The following is an 18,052-nucleotide window of genomic DNA, read 5'->3' as shown; positions in this document are numbered from 1 at the left end:
TCGGGCGGTCGGGGGAGTGCACCGCGCGGTGCTGCTCCCTCGACTGCTACCGGTCACGGCGGGCGACACCGACGGGCAGGGGCGGGCCGTAGCGTGGGCGCATGACGAGCGCACTCGACATCACCGCCATCACTCTCGGCGTTCGTGACGTCGAGCGGTCCAGGGACTTCTACGTCGACGGACTGGGCTTCCGGTCAGTGCTGCACCAGCAGGGCGAGATCGCGTTCGTGCAGTGCGCGCCCGGTCAGCTGCTTGCCCTCTGGGACGTCGCGCAGATGCCCGGCGAGTACGGCGACGTCGCCCACGGGAGCTCGGCGCCGCCGATGTCGCTCGGCTGCAACCTCGGCAGCGCCGAGGAGGTCGAGGAGCTGTATGCCGCTGCCCTGGCCGCGGGTGCCGGCTCCGTGTCGCCGCCGACCGTGCGCGCCTGGGGCGGGGTGAGTGCCTGCGTGGCCGACCCCGACGGTTTCCGCTGGGACTTCGTGCACAACCCGGGCTTCCGGACCGATCCCGACGGCACCGTGCACCTCGGCGGGATGTAGGGGCCCGAGCGGGACGCTCGGCGCCCGCGCGGTCATGGCGCCCGCGCGGGTCATGGCGCCCGCGAGGTCGTCGCGCGGTGTCCGTGAGGTCCCTGCTCGTGCCCGTGAGGAGCCCCTTCAGTGTCCGAGCGCGCGCAGCTGCAGGCGCAGAGCCAGGCGCGTCTCGGGGTCGTGCAGGTCGAGGTCCACGACCTCCGAGAGCCGCTGGAGGCGGTAGCGCAGCGTGTTGGGGTGCACGTGCAGGCGCGCCGCCGCCGCCCTCGGGTCCCCCGGGTGGTCGAGCCAGGCGGCCACGGTCTCCAGGTAGGCGCTCTGGTGCACCTCGTCGTGCTCGCGCAGCACTGCGACCGGGCCGAGGAGCTCCTCGGTCCAGATGCCGCCGAGGGCCCGGGCATTGGTGACGGCCGCCCACGCGTCCTCGACCGTGGTGCTCGCTCCGGTGACCCGGCCGAGGTCGCGTAGACGCTGCACCTCGGTGGCCTCCCTCCGTGACCGGCCGAGGTCGGCCGTCCGCGAGACCTGGCCGCCCGCGCTGGCCGTCGCCGTCGGGGTGAGGCCGGCCACCTCGTCGACGACGGCAAGCAGCCACTCCCACGTGCCGGGGGAGGTGTCGCCGGGGGCGTCCCGAACCAGGGCCAGGGCGCTGCCGTCGAAGCCGGCCAGGAGCGGGTGGCGCCACGACCGCCTTCGTGCCGCCGACTCCCACACGTCGATCTCCCGCTCGATGTCCTGCGGACCGGGATCGTCGGCGATGGCGCTGCGCGGCCGGTGGGCGCCGGCCAGCACGACGACCCGCCACGGCGCGGGTGGGAGCCACCCCTCCGCCTCGAGCGTGTCCCCGCTCAGGACGGCCCGCAGGCGGTCGACGGAGACGCGCCGCGCGAGGTCGGCCTGTGAGCGGAGCCGCAGCAGGTGCAGGGCCACGACCGACGCCGTCTGGGCCAGCGACGCCATCACCCGGTCGGCCGGCGCCTCGTCGACGACGGCCCAGATCGAGCCGAGCCACTCCGTGCCGGCGCGCACCGGCACCACGACCCGGGCGCCGAGACCACGCCCGGCGGGCACGAAGAACGGCTCGTCGGACCGGGCCAGCCGGCGGAACACTCCCCGGCCGCGGAGGTTGGCGAGGACCTCGTCGGGCACCCGCCGGCCCACGATCGTGGACACTCGTGCCGGGTCGGCGACGTCCTGGGTCGAGGAGTAGGCGAGGACCCGCGACTGCGTGTCCTCGATGGTGATGGGCCCGGCGACGAGGGCGGCGCAGGCGTCGGCGAGGGCGAAGAGCTCGTCGAGGACCGGACCCTCGGCGCGCATGGCTGGTCCGCTCGCAGCGCGGTCGAGCACGCCGCGCAACAACCACACGACGTGGGCCCAGGACGCGTGCTCGGCCAGCTCGACGAGGCTGACGCCGAGCCGGGCCGCCGCAGCCCTGACCTGCCGGTCCCGGGCGGCGATCCGGCGCAGCACGACGGCGCCGCTGCCGACCGCTGCGGCCCCCTCCAGCAGGGACACCGCGTCGGCGGGCCGCTCCACGCCGACTCCGAGCAGCAGGTCCCCGGCCTGCCCGAAGACGCCGGAGCCCGGCTCGGCGAGAGTGACGTCGTCGACCGCGCGCCCGCCGGCGTGCACCAGGACGGTGAGCAGGCCGCCGCCCAACGTGTCCGCGAGCTGGCCGATCGGCAGCCCCACCGGCGTGGTCGAGGACGTACGCGTGGCCGGTGCCCGCCCGGCCGCGGTGCGGGATGCCTCGTTGGGAGTCGGCGTGCGGCGGGTGGCGACCGCCCGTGGTGAGCGAGGTGACGAGCGCGAGGAGGCGGACGGCATACGCCATTGTGACGGATGGCTGTCTCACGCGCACAAAGAGCTCGCGGATGTCTGTGCTCGAAGCACCATGGCTCGGTCGGGCGCCGACCGGACGATGGAGCGGTAGGCACGCGCGTCCGCGCCCGCCCACCGCCACGCACCAGGAGTCGATCGCATGCCCGCCGTCACTGCAGCCGGTACCCCCGTCCCCGAGCGCGTCGCCGTCGTCGGCGCCGGCATGGTGGGCCTCGCCACCGCCTGGTTCCTCCAGGAGCGCGGCGTCGAGGTCACCGTCATCGACCGCGACGGGGTCGCCGCCGGGTCCTCGTGGGGCAACGCCGGCTGGCTCACCCCCGGCATCGCGACGCCGCTGCCCGAGCCGGCAGTGCTGAAGTACGGCCTGCGCGCGGTCTTCAGCCCGAGCTCGCCGGTCTACGTCCCGCCGAGCGTGCGGCCCGACTTCCTGAAGTTCGTCACCGGCTTCACCCGCCACAGCACCATGAAGGCCTGGAAGAAGGCGATGGGCGCGCTCGTGCCCGTCAACGACCTGTCGCTGCAGAGCTTCGACCTGCTCAAGGAGGGCGGCGTCCAGGCCGACACCTTCGACGCGAAGTCCTTCACGGCCGCCTACCGGACCGCCGAGGAGCGCCAGACCCTCCTCGAGGAGATCGAGCACATCCACGCCTCCGGCGGCGACATCACCTTCGACGTGCTCTCCGGCGACGAGGCCCGCGCCATCGAGCCGGCACTGTCGGACGAGATCGGTGCCGCCATCGTGCTGCACGGGCAGCGCTTCGTGAATCCCGGCGCCTACGTCGCCGCGCTCGCCGACTCGGTGACCGCACGGGGCGGCAAGATCGTCACCGGCAGCGCCGTGCGGGGGATCACCGACACCCCGACCGGCGTCCTGCTCACCTCTGACCAGGGGACCTCCGAGCACTACGACGCCGTCGTCGTCGCCACCGGTGCCTGGCTCGGCCGCCTGGCGCGGGAGTTCGGGGTCAAGCGGGTCGTGCAGGCGGGTCGCGGCTACTCCTTCTCGGTCGAGGTCGAGGACCTGCCCAACGGGCCCGTCTACTTCCCGGCCGCCCGTGTCGCCTGCACGCCCGTCGGCGACCGCCTGCGCGTGGCCGGGATGATGGAGTTCCGCCGGCCGGAGGCCGCCCTCGACCGGCGCCGCATCCAGGCCATCGTCGAGTCGGCCCGTCCGCTCCTCAAGGGCGCCGACCTCGACCACCGCCAGGACGAGTGGGTCGGCTCGCGACCGTGCACCGCCGACGGCCTGCCGCTCATCGGCGCCTCGCGCAACCCCAAGGTCTTCATCGCCGGAGGCCACGGCATGTGGGGCATCACCCTCGGCCCGGTCACCGGTCGCCTGCTCGCCGAGCAGATGGTCACGGGTGTCGCCCCGGCACAGCTCGCGCCGTTCGACCCGCTGCGCTGAGTCTTCCGACGCGACCCGGAGGAGCGAGGTGCCGCGACTCCGGACCCCGGAACGAGCCGGCCCACCCGCGTGGGACCGGCTCGTTCGCGCTCAGGGGGGAGTTCGGCAGCAAGCGTTGGTTTCATGTGTGAAAACCACGTAGCTCAAGCCGAAGCGGCTTTCGCCTGTTACCTGCACCTCACGCGGCGGGTGGGGCAACCGTCGCGTCGCCTCGGCCGGAGCGGGCGAGGGCGCCGGCGATGAATCCGTCGGCTTTCAGCTCCTCGACGAAGGTGTGCAGGAACCCGATCGACTCCTCGCTCCGGGAACGAGGGGTACCGACCGCCTGCTGGATCTCCATGAACCGCGGCTCGAGCAGCCGAGTCCCGGTATGGGCGGCGACGAAGTCGGCGACCGGCTGCCTGATGCCCGCCGCCACCTCCAGCTGCTGCTCGGCGAACACCGCCGTGCCCTCGCTGCCGCGCACCACCTCTGCATGAGCCAGAGTGCGTGTGAGGAACAGGTCGTAGGCCGACCCCTTCTTGACCCCCACCCGGACGCCCGCGCGGTCCACGTCGGCGGCGGACGTCAGAGGAGAGTCGTCGCGAACCGCGAAGACCCCCTCGATGACGGCATACGGCGCGGTGAACGCGACCGTCTTCTGGCGGGCAGGGTCGACGGCGAGGAAGCCGATGTCGGCCCGACCCGCAGTCATCGCCTCGAACGAGTCGCGCGCGGCATCGAAACAGATCAGCTCGACCGGGATGCAGAGCCGAGCACCGAGCTCACGGGCGATGTCGACGGTGACGCCGGCAGGCGCGTCGGGTGTGCCTTGGGCGAGCACCGGATTGCCGAGGTTGATCGATACGCGCAGAGCGCCGGTTGGGGCGAGATCATTGGTGATGTCCACGAGCCGCATGGTGCCATCGATGTCGCTCGGGGCAGCAGCTGTCGTCAGTGTCGCGTCCCAGTCGAGCCAGGACATACCCCTCCCCTTTCATGGGTTGGTCGTGAGCCAGCGGTGGTTTTCACACATCCACCAACGCTTGCTGCCGAACTCAGGCTGGGGTGAGGACGACGAGGGTGTACGCGCCCACGGACACCGTGCCCACGGCGGGCTGCTCCCCGAGCGGCTCGTCAACCGCCTCCACGTCGAGCGTCTCGTGGCCCGCGAAGAGGGCGCTGTAGGTGGCCGCGTCGGAGTTGAACCGGACCGCCCAGGGCCCGGCGGACGGCATACCCGTCGTGACGTCTCGTGGCTCGGCGCTCGCGTTGACGACGACCACCGCGGCGTCGTCGCCGGCCCGGCGGGCCCACGCCAGCGTCTTGGCGTCGTCGTCGAGGTGGAGCACGTCGAAGCCGTCGCCGCGCAGGCCTCGTGAGACCCCGCCGGCGTCGCGGCGCAGCCGCACGAGGTCGCCGGTGAGCCGCACGATGTCGCGGAACTGCTCGGCACGGTCCCAGTCCAGCGGGACGGTGTCGCGGAACTCCTGGCGCTCGAGGAACTCCTGGCCCTGGAAGAGCATCGGGATCCCCGGCGCGGTGAGGGTCATCGCGAGGCCGAGGGTGGCGCGCTTCTGCGCCGCCCAGCCGGTGGGGTCGCCGCCGTCCACCTCGTCGGGCACGCGCATGCTCCCCTCCGCGACCTCGTCGTGGCTCTCGGTGTAGATCACCCGACGGAACGGCTCGTCGTTGCCGCGCAGCGCTTCGGCGAGCTCGGTCATGGACCGGTCGTGGTCGTCGACGGCGGTCAGGACCTGTCGCACGGGGTGCACGAAGCCGGGGTCCCACTGGGCGTGGAAGCCGGCCCCGCCGTCCTCGGGTGAGGTGATCGCCGGGTCGGACTGCAGGTCCTCGGCGATGAGGATCTTGTCGGGATGGCGCTCGCGGACCGCTGCGGTGATCGAGCGCATCAGCTCCCACCCCTCGGGCAGGTCGCCGGTGCCGAGGCCGTCGACGGTGCGCACGTAGAGCGTCGCGTCGAAGCGCAGCCCGTCGAGGTGGAACTCCTCGAGCCACATCAGGACGTTGTCGTGCAGGTAGGCGCGGACCTCCTCGCGACCGTAGTCGGGGCGGGTGTCGCCCCACGGCGTGGAGGAGCGCTCGTCATTGAAGAAGTAGATGCCGCCCTTCTCGTTCTCGCTCCACCCGTCGAACTGCCACAGCGCGAGGTCGCTCGGACCGAAGTGGTTGATGACGACGTCGAGGATCACCGCGATGCCGTGCCGGTGGGCGTGCTTGACGAAGTCCTTGAGCGCGTCGGGGCCGCCGTAGCTGCTGGAGACGGCGAAGGGGTTGGACGGGTTGTAGCCCCAGGAGTAGTCGCCGGCGAACTCGGTGACCGGCATGAGCTCGACGGCGCTGACACCGAGGTCGGCGAGGTGGTCGAGCTTGCCGGCGAGGCGGTCGAGGTCGCCCGCGTCGCCGTCGGCTGCGACGAAGGAGCCGATGTGCGCCTCGTAGACGACCAGGTCGTCGTGGGGTGGGCAGCCGAACGCGTCCCCCTCCCAGTCGAACGCCTCCCGGTCGTAGACCACGCCGTTGCCGGACGACTGGGTGACGGCGCGGGCCCGCGGGTCGATGCGCATCAGGCGCTGGTCGCCGTTGTGGATGACGAACTGGTACTCGTCGCCGGGGCCGGCACCGGCGACGTCGGCGTACCGGTGCCCGTTGTCCTCCGCGCGCATCGGTATGCCGTCCTCGGACCAGTCGGTGAAGCTGCCCGTCACCGCGACGGAGTCGGCGTTGGGGGCCCAGACGCGGAAGGCGGTGCCGCCGTCATGCGGCATCGACCCGAGTCCGGGGCGTGGGGGGTGGCGTGGGAGGTCGTGGTCAGGCATGCATGCTCCAGTCGGGAGGGCAGCGTGGAGGAGCTGCGGAGGGGTGGACGGCGCGCTCCCGTGCCGGTGAGGACGCGGGTGGGCCGACCCGAGTCATACCCGCCCGCGTCAGCGCAGGTAGCTGGTGACGTCGGCGACGACCTGGATGGTGCCGCTGGAGTGGTTGAAGACGGTGATGGTGCCGGTGCTGGAGAGCCGGGTGACGAGGAGGTTGGCGACGGTCTGGCCGGGAGTGAAGTTGACGGTCCAGGAGGCGGTGCTGGGGGTGGCTCCGGCGCTGAGGTAGCCGCCCTTCTGGGGGGAGAGGGCGATGAGGTTGATGCTGGCGGCGGTGGCGCCGGCGGGGACGGGGGAGCCGGTGGCGCCGGCGACCTTGACGGTCAGGGAGGCGCCGGGGGCCAGGGCGGTCCTGGCCGGGTTGGCGGGGGTGCCGGTGCGGGTGTCGAGGAGGCGTTTGGGGGTGACGGGGGCCCACTGGTTGGTGGTCCCCGTGGGGGTGAGGTAGCCGGTGACGTCGGCGACGACGTGGATGGTGCCGCTGGAGTGGTTGAAGATGGTGATGGTGCCGGTGCTGGAGAGCCGGGTGACGAGGAGGTTGGCGACGGTCTGGCCGGGTGTGAAGTTGACGGTCCAGGAGGCGGTGCTGGGGGTGGCTCCGGCGCTGAGGTAGCCGCCCTTCTGGGGGGAGAGGGCGATGAGGTTGATGCTGGCGGCGGTGGCGCCGGCGGGGACGGGGGAGCCGGTGGCGCCGGCGACTTTGACGGTCACTGAGGCGCCGGGGGCCAGGGCGGTCCTGGCCGGGTTGGCGGGGGTGCCGGTGCGGGTGTCGAGGAGGCGTTTGGGGGTGACGGGGGCCCACTGGTTGGTGGTGCCCGTCGGGGTGAGGTAGCCGGTGACGTCGGCGACGACGTGGATGGTGCCGCTGGAGTGGTTGAAGACGGTGATGGTGCCGGTGCTGGAGAGCCGGGTGACGAGGAGGTTGGCGACGGTCTGGCCGGGAGTGAAGTTGACGGTCCAGGAGGCGGTGCTGGGGGTGGCTCCGGCGCTGAGGTAGCCGCCCTTCTGGGGGGAGAGGGCGATGAGGTTGATGCTGGCGGCGGTGGCGCCGGCGGGGACGGGGGAGCCGGTGGCGCCGGCGACTTTGACGGTCAGGGAGGCGCCGGGGGCCAGGGCGGTCCTGGCCGGGTTCGCGGGGGTGCCGGTGCGGGTGTCGAGGAGGCGCTTGGGGGTGACGGGGACGAGGTGCGCGAACGCCCGCGGCGCGACGGGCGCCGATGCCTGGGACGCGGGCCCAGTCCCCAGGGCGTTGGTGGCCGTGACGGTGAAGGTGTCGGGAGTGTCGTTGCTCAAGCCCGAAACCGTCGCCGAGCCCGCTGACCCGGGCACGGTGACCGACGCGCCACCCGGCGACGCGGTGACGGTATAGCTCGTGACCGGGCTCCCGTTGGCGGTGGCGGCGGTCCAGCTCACCGTGGCCCGACCGTCGTCGGGGACGGCGGTCACGGACGTGGGCGCCGCGGGCGCCGTGGCGACGAGCGCGAAGCGCATCGCGTCGACGCCGACCTCTGCGGTGGTGGGGCTGGCGCTGTTGTCGCTGGCGTGGACCTTGACCGACGTGCCGGACGCGGCGCGGTACGTGCCGAGCGCTGTCCAGCCGGAGAGCGTCGACTGGTCGAGCGTCCGGGTCGTCGTGCCACTGGCGTCGCTGACGGCATACTGCACGACCGCGGTGGCCCGCGTCTCGGGGACGTAGGCGCTGACGGCGTAGAGGCCGGTCGCCAGGCTCGGCGACCACGTGGCCCCGTTCTCCTCGCCCCGGCCGGCGGTTGAGTAGGTGTAGTAGGCGCGCTTCCGCTGGCCGGAGCCCTCGTTGGGCTTCCAGTAGTACATGTCGCCGGTGAAGACGAACGAGGGGCTGCCGGGGCCGAAGACGCCGGCCCCGTAGCTGACCGCCGCCGGGTTGCCGGTCACCCGGCCGCCCACCCAGTTGGCGTCGATGCTGAGGGTGACGCCGCCCCAGGTCTCGCTGCCGGTGCTGTACTGGTGCACCCGCCGGCCCTGCCAGTACGTGTCCTTGAACTGCGCGTACTTGGCTGAGTCGGACAGGGTCTGCAGGCCGTTCCAGTTGGCGAACCACACGTTGTCGGGCTCCGTGAAGCCCGTCGTGGCCTTGGACAGGTCGACCATGAGCGAGGAGGTGCTGCCGTACGCGCCGGAGGTGTAGCCGCGGGCGTGCAGCTCCTGGGTCCACGCCGTCAGGAAGGTCGTGACGGTGGCCGTGCACCCCGCGACGGTGTTGTCGTAGGCCTCCATGTCGTAGTAGACCGGCGAGCCGGTGCCGAGTCCGAAGAAGGCCGCCCGGCCGGCCGCGTCGGCGGCAGCAGCCTTGCCCTGCGCCGCCGCCTGCTTCGGGTCGATGGTGGCAAGACCGGTCTGGTTGACGCACGGCGCCTGGACGCCGACGTAGATCGGGAGCAGCCCCCAGCCCAGCGAGCTGACCTGACTCACCCAGCTCGCCGAGAGGTTGCCGTCGCCGCAGGCGCGCATGGATCCGCCGATGTAGATGCCCATCGCGCGGTAGGGGGAGCCCAGCCACTTCTGCATGGTCGTCGTGTTCGGCGCGGCGCACGTGTCGAAGCCCATGCCGGTGAACGTCTTCGGGCCGGACGCCGCCGTGGCGGTCGTGAGGGCGGCCCGGCCCGCGACCGTTGCCGCGCCGGTGGCGCGATAGGTGCCGGCGGTGGTCGACGTGGTCGACGTGCTCGAGTAGGTGGCCGGTGCGACGGTGCTGGTCGGGCCGGCCGTGGCGGGTGCCGCCTTCGCGGTCGCGAGGACCTCGTCGACCTCTGCCTCGCTGTCGCCCCAGGCGGCGTCGACCTGCACGTCCCTGGTGGTGAAGCGGGCAGCCTTGGTGCGTTCGCTCGGGCTCTTGCCGGTGTGGGCCTCGAGCGATCCGACCTTCGAGGTGCGCGAGGTCATCGGGGTCGTGTCGCGGTCTGCGGCGGGGTGAAGCCAGACGGACGCGGCACGCCCGACCTTGTGCGCGGGGCAGTCCTGCTGGCTGCCCGGGCTGCCGATGTAGACAGCCTTGACGTCGAGTCGTACGCAGCGGGACGGGTCCGCGTCGAGGTCCACGACCGACCAGCCCGCGGGGACGGTGAGCTGGACCCCGCGGTAGTCCAGCGACCGCGGCTTCGAGGGTGCGGTGGGCTTGATCGGGGCCGCCGGGCTCGGCCCGGTCGGCTGGGCGGTCGCGGTGCTGCCGGTGGTCGGACCGGGGCCGGGGCCCGCCGACGCTGCCCCTCCGGCGGTGACGGTCAGCGCCGCAGCGCCGACCAGGACCGTGAACCGGCGCCATGAACGGGACATCGTGAACCTCTCGAGCCGACTGCAACGGGTGGGCCGTGCCAGCCGGACCCCCAGCCTCTCGACACAAAACGCGCATAACGTCGCCCGGCGTCGACGGTACCTCCAACTCCCGCCCCATGGGCCCCCTGCGGCACATCGGTGTCGTCGCCGGGAGCGGGTCGCCCGGCTGGTCAGACCACGAGGAGGTATGCCGGGTGCTGCGGGAGGGTGCCGGTGTCGCGCAGGTGCCGGCCGAGGTGGACTGCCCCGTCGAGCGCTCCGCCGGCGGCCCGGGTCCGCCGCGCTCCGGCCGCCCCGAGGCGCGCGTCGAGCGCCTGGGAGATCACGGGAGAGGCGAGCAGGCCGCCTGTGGCGCTGAGGATCGGCTGGTCCAGGCCGTCGGCCGCGCGCAGGAGCGAGGTGGCCAGATGGGCGCCCGCCTGCGCGCAGAGCCCCCTGGCGACGGCATCCGTCTCGGCGGCCGCCGTGACGAGGGGAGCGACCGACGCGAGGCGCTCAGGGGTGTCGGGGGCGGTCATGACGAGCCGAGGCCAGCCCTCGGGCGGGCCGAGCAGCTCGGTGGCCACGCGCAGGAGGGCCCGCGAACCATCGGCGAGGCCGTCGTGGGCCCGCAGCGCCGACCGCAGCCCCGCCATGCCGAGCGCGGCGCCCGACCCCGCGTCGCCGAGCACATGGCCCCACCCGTCGACCCGGCGCCACTGCTCGTCGAAGTCGGTGCCGAACGCCACGGCTCCGGTGCCGGCTGCCACGACGGCGCCCGCACCGAGCCGGCCGGTCGCGCCGACGAGGTTGGCGACGGCATCGCTCACGACGACCGTGCGCCGGGCGCCGAGTCCTGCCACCACGGCAGCGAGCACCGCGGCCCGGTCGGCGAGGAAGAGCAGGCCGCGCATCGACCACACGACGACCTCCGGAGCGGTGGTCGCACCGGCCGACCCGTCAGGAGCCATCTCGTCACGGGTCGACCTCGCGGCGTGGGCCAGCAGTGACCGGGCGTCCGCCACGAGGGCCGCCACGTCGATACCGGCAGCCCCGACGCGCGCGCCCGGTGCCGTGAGCACGGGGCCCGGGCCGGCGGCATACGTCTGCAGGCGCAGGCCGGAACCGCCGACGTCGACGGCCACGACAGTGCCGGGACGGCACGTCATCGGGGCGCCCCGGCGTGCGGGCCGGTCACTTCGCCATGCCGGCGGTGAGGCCCGCCACGATCTGCTTGGTCGCGACGAGGAACAGCACGATCAGCGGGATCGTCGTGATGACGAGCCCGGCGAAGACGGCCGAGTAGTTCGTGGCGTTCTCGCCGAAGAAGTTCGTCAGGCCGACCGGCAGGGTGTACTTGTCCTCGCGGCGCAGCAGCACCAGCGGGAAGAGGAAGTCGTTCCAGATCGGCACGAAGCGGAAGACCGCCACGGTCGCGACGGCCGGACGCACCATCGGCACCATGATCCGCCAGAAGGTCTGCCAGCTGCTGGCCCCGTCGAGCGCTGCGGCCTCCTCGAGCTCCACGGGCAGCTGCCGGAAGAAGGTCGTCAGGACGAAGATCGAGAACGGGATGCCGGACGAGGCGTACATCAGCGTCAGGCCGAGGCGGGAGTCGATCAGTCCGAGGCCGTCGAAGAGGTAGAAGATCGGCAGGATCGCGAGGTGGATCGGCAGCATCAGGCCCGAGAGGAACAGCGACTCGAGCCACCGGAAGATGCGCGACCGGCCGCGGGCGAGGGCGTAGGCCGCCATCGTCGCCACCGCCGTCGAGATGGCCACGGCGCCGACGGTGACGACCAGGGAGTTGCCGAAGTACGTCGCGAAGTTCCCCGTCGTCCAGGCCTCGACGTAGCTCGCGGTCGTCGGGGGGCTCGGCAGGCCGAGCGGGTCGGAGATGAGGTCGCCGTTGGTGCGGAAGCTGTTGGTGACCATGAGCAGCAGCGGCACGAGTGCCAGGGCGGCATACGCCCAGAGCAGGACGCTGGCACCCGCGCCGCCGACGGGCTTGGTCGCCCGCGGCGGGCGTCGCCGGGGCTCGCGCGCAGGCCGGGACGCGGCGAGGTCCTCGGGCACCTCGGTGGAGGCGACAGCCGTGGTCATGCGGTGATCCTCCGTTCGTGACGGCGCAGCACGGCCGTGGCTGCGTACGCCCCGCCGAAGATGATGAGGAAGAGCATCGTCGCCAGGGCGGACGAGCTGCCGATGGCGTCGGTGGCGCCGGAGTCGAACGCCGTGCGGTAGAAGAGCAGCGACACGAAGTCCGTTGCCCCTGCAGGGTTCCCGGTCGACCCGCCGAACGCGTACGGCAGGGCGAACGCCTCCATGGCGAAGATGAAGGTCAGCACCGAGACCGTGCCGATGGCGGGCACGAGGAGCGGCAGGGTGATCCGGAAGAACGCCTGCCGGTTGGTCGCGCCGTCGACGCGGGCGGCCTCGGTCAGCTCCTCGGGGACGCCGCCGAGCGCCGCACCGTAGAGCAGGACCGGGAAGCCGATCCACTGCCAGACGCTGACGAGGATGACGACCCAGAGGGCGGTCTTCGGGTCACCGAGCCACGGCAGCGCCCACGAGTCGAGCCCGATCTTCGTCAGCAGCGTGTTGACCGGGCCGAACGTCGGCGACAACAGCAGGGTCCAGAGGTAGCCGATGACGATCGGGCTCACGAGGTAGGGCATCGCGTAGAGCGTCTGGAGCACCCCCCGGCTGCGCGGGCGGCTGTAGAGCAGGTACGCGATCGTGAGCCCGAACGTGTTCTGGATGAGCATCGTGCCGAGGAAGAACAGCACGTTGTGCAGCAGCGCCTGGGGCAGGTCGGTCGTGAACGGCGCCTTCGTGAACAGGGTGACGAAGTTGGTGACCCCCGCGAACTCCCCGCGGGTCGTGCCCTGCCACGAGAAGAAGGCGTACGAGAACGCCGTCACCATCGGGTAGAGCACGAACACCGCGAAAAGCGCGAGTGCCGGGGCGACGAAGACCAGGCCGGTGCGGCGCCTCATGCCATGCCTTTCGGGTGGAGCGTCACGCGCTGGGCTTGAACCAGGTCTTGACGCCGGTGTCGAGGTCCTGGCTCACGGCGGCGGCGTCCTTGCCGCCGAGCAGCAGCTCCTGCAGGCCCTTGCCCATCAGCTCGCCGCCCGAGGGGCTGCCGTAGCGGAAGTCGGTGAGCAGCAGGTAGGGCGAGCCGGAGTTCTTGTAGTTGTCGCTCATCTGCTTGAGCAGCGGGTCGCTCGGCTCGACACCGGGGACGGCGGAGATCTGCTTGATCTCGTCGCCCACCATCTGGCCGAACTCCTTGGAGGTCATCCACTTGACGAGCTCCGTGGCCTCGGCGGGGTGCTTCGACTTGGCGGAGACGCCGAAGTTGCCATCGGCCCATCCTGCCGTCGTCGCGGTCGATCCGCCCGGCGAGCCGGGGGCCGGCGGCACCTGGAAGATGCCGATCTTCATGGTGGGGTTGGCCTTCTGGAAGACCGACAGGTCGAAGCTGCCGCCGGGGATCATCGCGGCCTTCTCGGCGGAGAAGAGAGTCTGCGCGTCGGTGGCCGCGACGCCGGTGACGTTCTTGGGCATGTACTTCTCGAGGTCGCCGACGACCTTGACCGAGGCGACCCAGTCGGGGTCGGTGAAGGTCTTCTTGCCCGAGACGACCTCGTCGCGGAACGCCTTGCCGCCGAAGCGGGCGCCCGCCACGACCTCGTGGACGATCGGCAGGGTCCAGTCGTCCTTGGCGCCGACCGCGATCGGGGTCACGCCTGCTGCCTGGAGCTTGTCGTTGGCGGCGGTGAACTCGGCCCATGTGGTGGGGGCCTTGAGGCCGTTCTTCTCGAAGAGACCCTGGTTGTAGAACATCTGGACGGTCTGGCGCGCGAACGGCACGGAGTAGGTCTTGCCGTCCTCCTTGCCCTTGGCGCTGGCCACGATGTTCTCGTCCCAGCCGGAGAGGTCGACCTTGCCGTCGAGGGGCAGCAGCGACTTCGAGGCCACCGTGGTCTGCAGCTGACCGTAGGAGCGGACCTGCGGCACGTCCGGGCCGTTCGAGCCGGCGAGACCGGTTGCGAGGATCTTGTTGTACTCGGTCGCCTTGAACGCCTTGAAGTCCACGTGCACGTTCGGGTGCGACTTCTCGTAGGTGGCGAAGATCTTCTTGTATGCCGCCTCGTCCTCCACACGCCACGACCAGACAGTGAGGTCGACCTTGCCGTCGCCGCCGGCACCCGTCGAGCCCGACGAACCACTGGCGGACGGGGAGCAGGCCGTCACGAGGAGCGCTCCGGAGAGCGCGGCGAGCGTGACGAGCGTGCGGCGTGCGCGCCGCGACGAGCCGGGAGGGCGTGAGGCGAACGTCATGGTGGTGCTCCTGTCGGGTTCTGCATGGTGCCGGGGGGTGGCATCGGGGGATGGGTGGAGAAGAGGGTTCAGCGTTCGGGAGCCGGGGCGGAGGCAGTGGCCGGCGCGACGGGTGCGCCCAGGGCGCCCAGCGCACGGGCGACCGAGCCGCCGTTGGCGGCGATCGCGTCGCGTGCCGTCGCCGCGTCGACCCCGGCGAGCATGGCGAGCAGCGCCGGCTTCAGCTCCCCGTCCGCCTCGTCGAGGGCGCCCCGGGCCTCCTCGGGGCCGGCTCCGGTGGCTTCCCGCAGGATGCGCACGACGCGGCCGCGCAGCTTCGCGTTGGTCGCCACGACGTCCACCATGAGGTTGCTCCACGTGTGGCCGAGCCGGATCATGACGGCGGTCGAGAAGGAGTTGAGGACGAGCTTCTGGGCCGTGCCAGCCTTGAGGCGCGTCGAGCCGGTCAGGGCCTCGGGGCCGGTGCGCACCGCGAGGAGGATGTCGGCGTGGACGGCTGCCTCCGCGCGAGGGTTCGCGGTCACGAGGGCCGTGACGGCGCCGCGCTCACGGGCACGTGCCAGCGCGGCCGCCACGAACGGCGTGCGCCCGGAGGCGGTGAGCCCGACCGCGATGTCACCGGGGCGCAGGGCATCGGCTTCCGAGCGCCCGAGGTCGGCGTCGTCCTCGACGTTCTCGACGGCGTGGACGAGGGCCTGGGCCCCGCCGGCGTGGTGGGCGACGAAGAGGCCCTCGGGGGCGTTGAAGGTGGGGAGCAGCTCGGCGGCGTCGAGCACCGCGAGCCGGCCCGACGTGCCGGCGCCGAAGTAGTGGACGGCCCCGCCGACGGTGAGCGAGTCGACGGCGCAGTCCACGAGGCGAGCGAGGTCGGGCAGCACCTCACCGACGGCGCCTGCAACCTTCGCGTCCTCGGTGTTGAGCGCCCGGAGGATGTCGAGGGAGGTGTGCGTGTCGATGGACGTCGTCCCGGGGTGGCGCTCCTCGGTGGGGGCGTCCACGGTCACCTCGCTCTTCACCCGTCGGAGGTTACTTTCCTACGGGGACAGCGTCAATGCCGTAAATGAGTGACGTTCTGGTCACGGGTCGGGCGCCGGCTCAGTCCGAGACGTGGTGGCCGGCGACGGCCTCACGGGTGTCGACGACCGCCTTGCGGGCGCGCCGCAGGTTGCGCTGGGCCACGGCGATGTAGAGGCAGTCGACGACCGTCAGGGCCGCGATGCGGCTGGCCGTCGCCCCCGAGCGCAGGCTCGTCTCACGAGCCGCGGTCGTGAGCAGGAAGTCGACCCCCGAGGCCAGCCGCGAGAGGGGGAAGTTGGTGATGGCGAGGGTGCGGGCGCCGGTGGAGCGGGCCGCCGCGAGGGCCTCGATCGTCTCGGTCGTCGTGCCGGAGTGCGAGATGCCCACGGCGACGTCGCCCGGGCCCAGCAGCGTGGCGCTCGTCAAGGCGATGTGCGGGTCGTTCCAGGCGAAGGCCACGACGCCGATGCGGTGCAGCTTCTGCTGCAGGTCGGTGCCGACGATGGCGCTCGCTCCGATGCCGTAGATGTCCACGCGGCCGGCGCGGGCGATCGCGGCGGCCGCCGCCGCGAGCGCGTCACGGTCGAGCTGCTGGGCGGTCTCCTCCACGGCGCTCGCGTCGGTGAAGGCCACCTTGGCGATGATGTCGTCGATCGTGTCCTTGGCGCTGATGTCGGTGCCGCTGCGCCGCAGGGTGCGCGGCTGCGCGGACTCCTCGGCGAGGGCGAGGCGCAGCTGCGGGTAGCCGGGCAGGCCCAGGCGGCGGCAGAAGCGCAGGACGGTCGTCTCCGACGTGCGAGCGGCCGCCGCGAGCTCGCTGATCGTCAGACCGGCTGCGCGCCGGGCGTCCGCCAGGACGATGTCGGCGACCCGGTCCTCGGCGGGCGACAGGGAGGGCCGGATCCCCCGCAGGTGGATGAGCAGCGATGCGCTCGCCGCACCTGTGGGGGAGGGTGCGCCGTCCTCGGTCCTGGGCATGGGCCTACGCTACGGCGTCGCGGCCGGCCAGCCGCCACCCTCGGGGGGTGAGCGCGTCGGGTGCCTTCTCCCCGTCGAGCAGGATCCCGCCAGGGCCCTGGATGCGGATGTCGTCGACGGCGACGCCACGGCCGAGATGGCCGCCGTCGGTCGTGTGGCGCCAGCGCAGCTGCTGGGACCCGGTCGGGACGTCGGCCCGCACCTGGACCCACCGGCGTGTGCCGGAGCCGGAGATGACCCCGTCGGCGGTCTCGGTCTGGCCACGGTCCCTGACCTCGAAGGGCAGCGCCGTCCACGTCGCCCCGCCGTCGGTGGAGCGCTCGAGGTGGAGCAGGTCGGTCTCCTCCGTGTCGAGGAAGAGGTCGAAGCCAAGACGCGCGCCGCCCGGCCCGACGGGGAGGACGGGCGTCGTCAGCGTGGTCGTGGCCGCGTTGTCGGCGCCCGTGACCCAGGCCGTGTCGCCCTGCCGTGGGCGGATGCCCATCGAGGCGGCCAGCCCGTGCGCCCACTCGCGCCGGGCGACGTTGACCGAGCCCCAGTCGCGCGAGGGGTGCACCCGGTTCGTCAGCAGGATCGCGAACGAGCGCGACGTGAAGTCGATGACGATCGAGGTGCCGGTGTAGCCGGTGTGACCGGCGGTGCGCGGCCCCGACAGGGCGTCCATGTACCAGCGCTGGTTGAGCTCGAAGCCGAGGCCGTGGTCATCGCCGGGGAAGGCCTCGTTGAAGTTGGTGATGAGGGCGTCGACGCTCTTGCGGCTGAGGATGCGCTCGCCGCGGTAGGCGCCGCCGTTGAGCAGTGCCTGCGACAGCGCAGCCAGGTCGTCGACGGTGGAGAAGACGCCCGCGTGCCCGGCGACGCCGCCGAGCGACCACGCGTTCTCGTCGTGGACCTCACCGCGCACCATGCCGCGGGGCGGGGCGGTCTGGTACTCGGTGGCGGCCGTCCGGGCCTTGTCGGTCGGGTTGTAGCCGGTGTCCCTCATCCCCAGCGGTGCGGTGATGCGGTCGTGGACGACGACGTCGAGGGGCTCGTCCCGCAGTCGCTCGACCATCACCCCGAGGGTGATGAGGTTGAGGTCGCTGTAGAGATAGGTCGTTCCCGGCGGGTTGGTGAGCGGCTGGTCCATCACGGCCTTGATCCGCGAGGCCTTGTCGGGCCACTTGCTCCACAGCGGCAGCCACGACGTGAAGCCGGACGTGTGCGTGAGGAGCTGCCGCACCGTGACGGACTCCTTGCCGTGCGCGGCGAACTCGGGGAGGTATGCCGCGACCGGGCTCTCGAGGGAGACCTTGCCCTCCTCGACGAGCTGGACCACGGCGATCGAGGTGAACAGCTTGGACATCGAGGCGAGGTCGAAGATCGTGTCGGTGCGCATCGGCTCCCACTGGTCGCGCGGGAGCTCGGTGGTGGCGTCGGCGTAGCGCAGCGCCCAGCCGCTCGCGTCCCGCTCCACGACGTGTCCCTCGTGGCCCATGATCCCGACGGCCCCGGCGAAGAGCGGGTGGCCTCCGGGCGGGCTCTGCTCGTGGGCGTGGATCTGGGCGACCGACTCGGCGATGGGGGCGGGGTCCAGGCCCAGCGAGGCCGGGCTGGCGTCGGACAGCACGGTGTTGGGTGGGGCGAAGCCGCGGTCGGGCTTGCTGAAGTCGTCGGCCCGCGCCGGCCCGGGGGTCACGAGGCTCCCCATGACGGCGAGGCTGCCCAGGGCAGTGGGGACGAGTCTGCGCAGGCGCATGTCACTCCTGGAT

Annotated in this window: 13 protein-coding genes; 2 read left to right on the top strand and 11 right to left on the bottom strand. The window is 72.3% G+C overall.

Annotated features, from left to right (window positions below; all coding sequences use genetic code 11):
• The first annotated feature begins 101 nt into the window (after positions 1-101).
• Positions 102-542: a VOC family protein gene (locus tag LQK93_RS06295; RefSeq protein WP_374970691.1), complete on the top strand. Its 441-nt coding sequence runs from the start codon at positions 102-104 to the stop codon at positions 540-542.
• Between the two features lie 117 nt (positions 543-659).
• Here the strand turns inward: LQK93_RS06295 and LQK93_RS06290 are convergent, their stop codons facing one another.
• Entirely contained in the window at positions 660-2,231 is a 1,572-nt protein-coding gene (locus LQK93_RS06290; RefSeq protein WP_374970690.1) for a PucR family transcriptional regulator, read from the bottom strand.
• A 289-nt stretch (positions 2,232-2,520) separates the two neighbouring features.
• Here LQK93_RS06290 and LQK93_RS06285 point away from each other — a divergent pair, with 289 nt between their 5' ends.
• On the top strand, positions 2,521-3,789 hold the full coding sequence (locus LQK93_RS06285) for an NAD(P)/FAD-dependent oxidoreductase (protein WP_374970689.1): 1,269 nt from the start codon (positions 2,521-2,523) through the stop codon (positions 3,787-3,789).
• 178 nt (positions 3,790-3,967) lie between these two features.
• On the opposite strand, the gene LQK93_RS06280 is transcribed toward LQK93_RS06285, so the two are convergent.
• From LQK93_RS06280 to LQK93_RS06235, 10 genes are all read right to left on the bottom strand, one after another.
• Entirely contained in the window at positions 3,968-4,753 is a 786-nt protein-coding gene (locus LQK93_RS06280) for a transporter substrate-binding domain-containing protein (protein ID WP_374970688.1), read from the bottom strand.
• A gap of 73 nt (positions 4,754-4,826) precedes the next feature.
• Complete coding sequence (locus tag LQK93_RS06275; RefSeq protein ID WP_374970687.1) at positions 4,827-6,557, bottom strand: alpha-amylase family glycosyl hydrolase; 1,731 nt, start codon at positions 6,555-6,557, stop codon at positions 4,827-4,829.
• Between the two features lie 159 nt (positions 6,558-6,716).
• A complete protein-coding gene (locus LQK93_RS06270) occupies positions 6,717-9,977 on the bottom strand; it encodes a glycoside hydrolase domain-containing protein (protein WP_374970686.1) in 3,261 nt (1,086 codons plus the stop codon).
• 170 nt (positions 9,978-10,147) lie between these two features.
• Entirely contained in the window at positions 10,148-11,125 is a 978-nt protein-coding gene (locus tag LQK93_RS06265) for an N-acetylglucosamine kinase (RefSeq protein ID WP_374970685.1), read from the bottom strand.
• A gap of 25 nt (positions 11,126-11,150) precedes the next feature.
• Entirely contained in the window at positions 11,151-12,059 is a 909-nt protein-coding gene (locus tag LQK93_RS06260) for a carbohydrate ABC transporter permease (protein WP_374970684.1), read from the bottom strand.
• Positions 12,056-12,955 (bottom strand): carbohydrate ABC transporter permease, encoded by a 900-nt coding sequence (locus tag LQK93_RS06255; protein WP_374970683.1) that lies wholly within the window; start codon positions 12,953-12,955, stop codon positions 12,056-12,058. Before LQK93_RS06255 ends, LQK93_RS06260 begins: the two co-directional genes overlap by 4 nt.
• A 22-nt stretch (positions 12,956-12,977) precedes the next feature.
• A complete protein-coding gene (locus LQK93_RS06250) occupies positions 12,978-14,306 on the bottom strand; it encodes an ABC transporter substrate-binding protein (RefSeq protein ID WP_374970682.1) in 1,329 nt (442 codons plus the stop codon).
• A gap of 68 nt (positions 14,307-14,374) precedes the next feature.
• A complete protein-coding gene (locus LQK93_RS06245; protein ID WP_374970681.1) occupies positions 14,375-15,322 on the bottom strand; it encodes an N-acetylmuramic acid 6-phosphate etherase in 948 nt (315 codons plus the stop codon).
• 79 nt (positions 15,323-15,401) lie between these two features.
• Positions 15,402-16,301 (bottom strand): MurR/RpiR family transcriptional regulator, encoded by a 900-nt coding sequence (locus tag LQK93_RS06240; protein WP_374970680.1) that lies wholly within the window; start codon positions 16,299-16,301, stop codon positions 15,402-15,404.
• A gap of 4 nt (positions 16,302-16,305) precedes the next feature.
• A complete protein-coding gene (locus tag LQK93_RS06235; protein WP_374970679.1) occupies positions 16,306-18,039 on the bottom strand; it encodes a serine hydrolase in 1,734 nt (577 codons plus the stop codon).
• Positions 18,040-18,052 lie beyond the last annotated feature (13 nt).

This window comes from Terrabacter sp. BE26, assembly GCF_041941675.1.
Classification (GTDB): Bacteria; Actinomycetota; Actinomycetes; order Actinomycetales; family Dermatophilaceae; genus Terrabacter.
Note: the sequence above shows the minus strand (reverse complement) of the source record. Positions and strands in the feature narration are given on the sequence as shown.

What these genes read in the sequence shown, in the direction of transcription:
- LQK93_RS06280 (WP_374970688.1), bottom strand. Translation starts at nt 4,753, where the DNA reads ATGTCCTGGCTCGACTGGGACGCGACACTGACGACAGCTGCTGCCCCG.
- LQK93_RS06240 (WP_374970680.1), bottom strand. Translation starts at nt 16,301, where the DNA reads ATGCCCAGGACCGAGGACGGCGCACCCTCCCCCACAGGTGCGGCGAGC.
- LQK93_RS06255 (WP_374970683.1), bottom strand. Translation starts at nt 12,955, where the DNA reads ATGAGGCGCCGCACCGGCCTGGTCTTCGTCGCCCCGGCACTCGCGCTT.
- LQK93_RS06235 (WP_374970679.1), bottom strand. Translation starts at nt 18,039, where the DNA reads ATGCGCCTGCGCAGACTCGTCCCCACTGCCCTGGGCAGCCTCGCCGTC.
- LQK93_RS06260 (WP_374970684.1), bottom strand. Translation starts at nt 12,059, where the DNA reads ATGACCACGGCTGTCGCCTCCACCGAGGTGCCCGAGGACCTCGCCGCG.
- LQK93_RS06285 (WP_374970689.1), top strand. Translation starts at nt 2,521, where the DNA reads ATGCCCGCCGTCACTGCAGCCGGTACCCCCGTCCCCGAGCGCGTCGCC.
- LQK93_RS06265 (WP_374970685.1), bottom strand. Translation starts at nt 11,125, where the DNA reads ATGACGTGCCGTCCCGGCACTGTCGTGGCCGTCGACGTCGGCGGTTCC.
- LQK93_RS06270 (WP_374970686.1), bottom strand. Translation starts at nt 9,977, where the DNA reads ATGTCCCGTTCATGGCGCCGGTTCACGGTCCTGGTCGGCGCTGCGGCG.
- LQK93_RS06275 (WP_374970687.1), bottom strand. Translation starts at nt 6,557, where the DNA reads ATGCCGCATGACGGCGGCACCGCCTTCCGCGTCTGGGCCCCCAACGCC.
- LQK93_RS06250 (WP_374970682.1), bottom strand. Translation starts at nt 14,306, where the DNA reads ATGACGTTCGCCTCACGCCCTCCCGGCTCGTCGCGGCGCGCACGCCGC.
- LQK93_RS06295 (WP_374970691.1), top strand. Translation starts at nt 102, where the DNA reads ATGACGAGCGCACTCGACATCACCGCCATCACTCTCGGCGTTCGTGAC.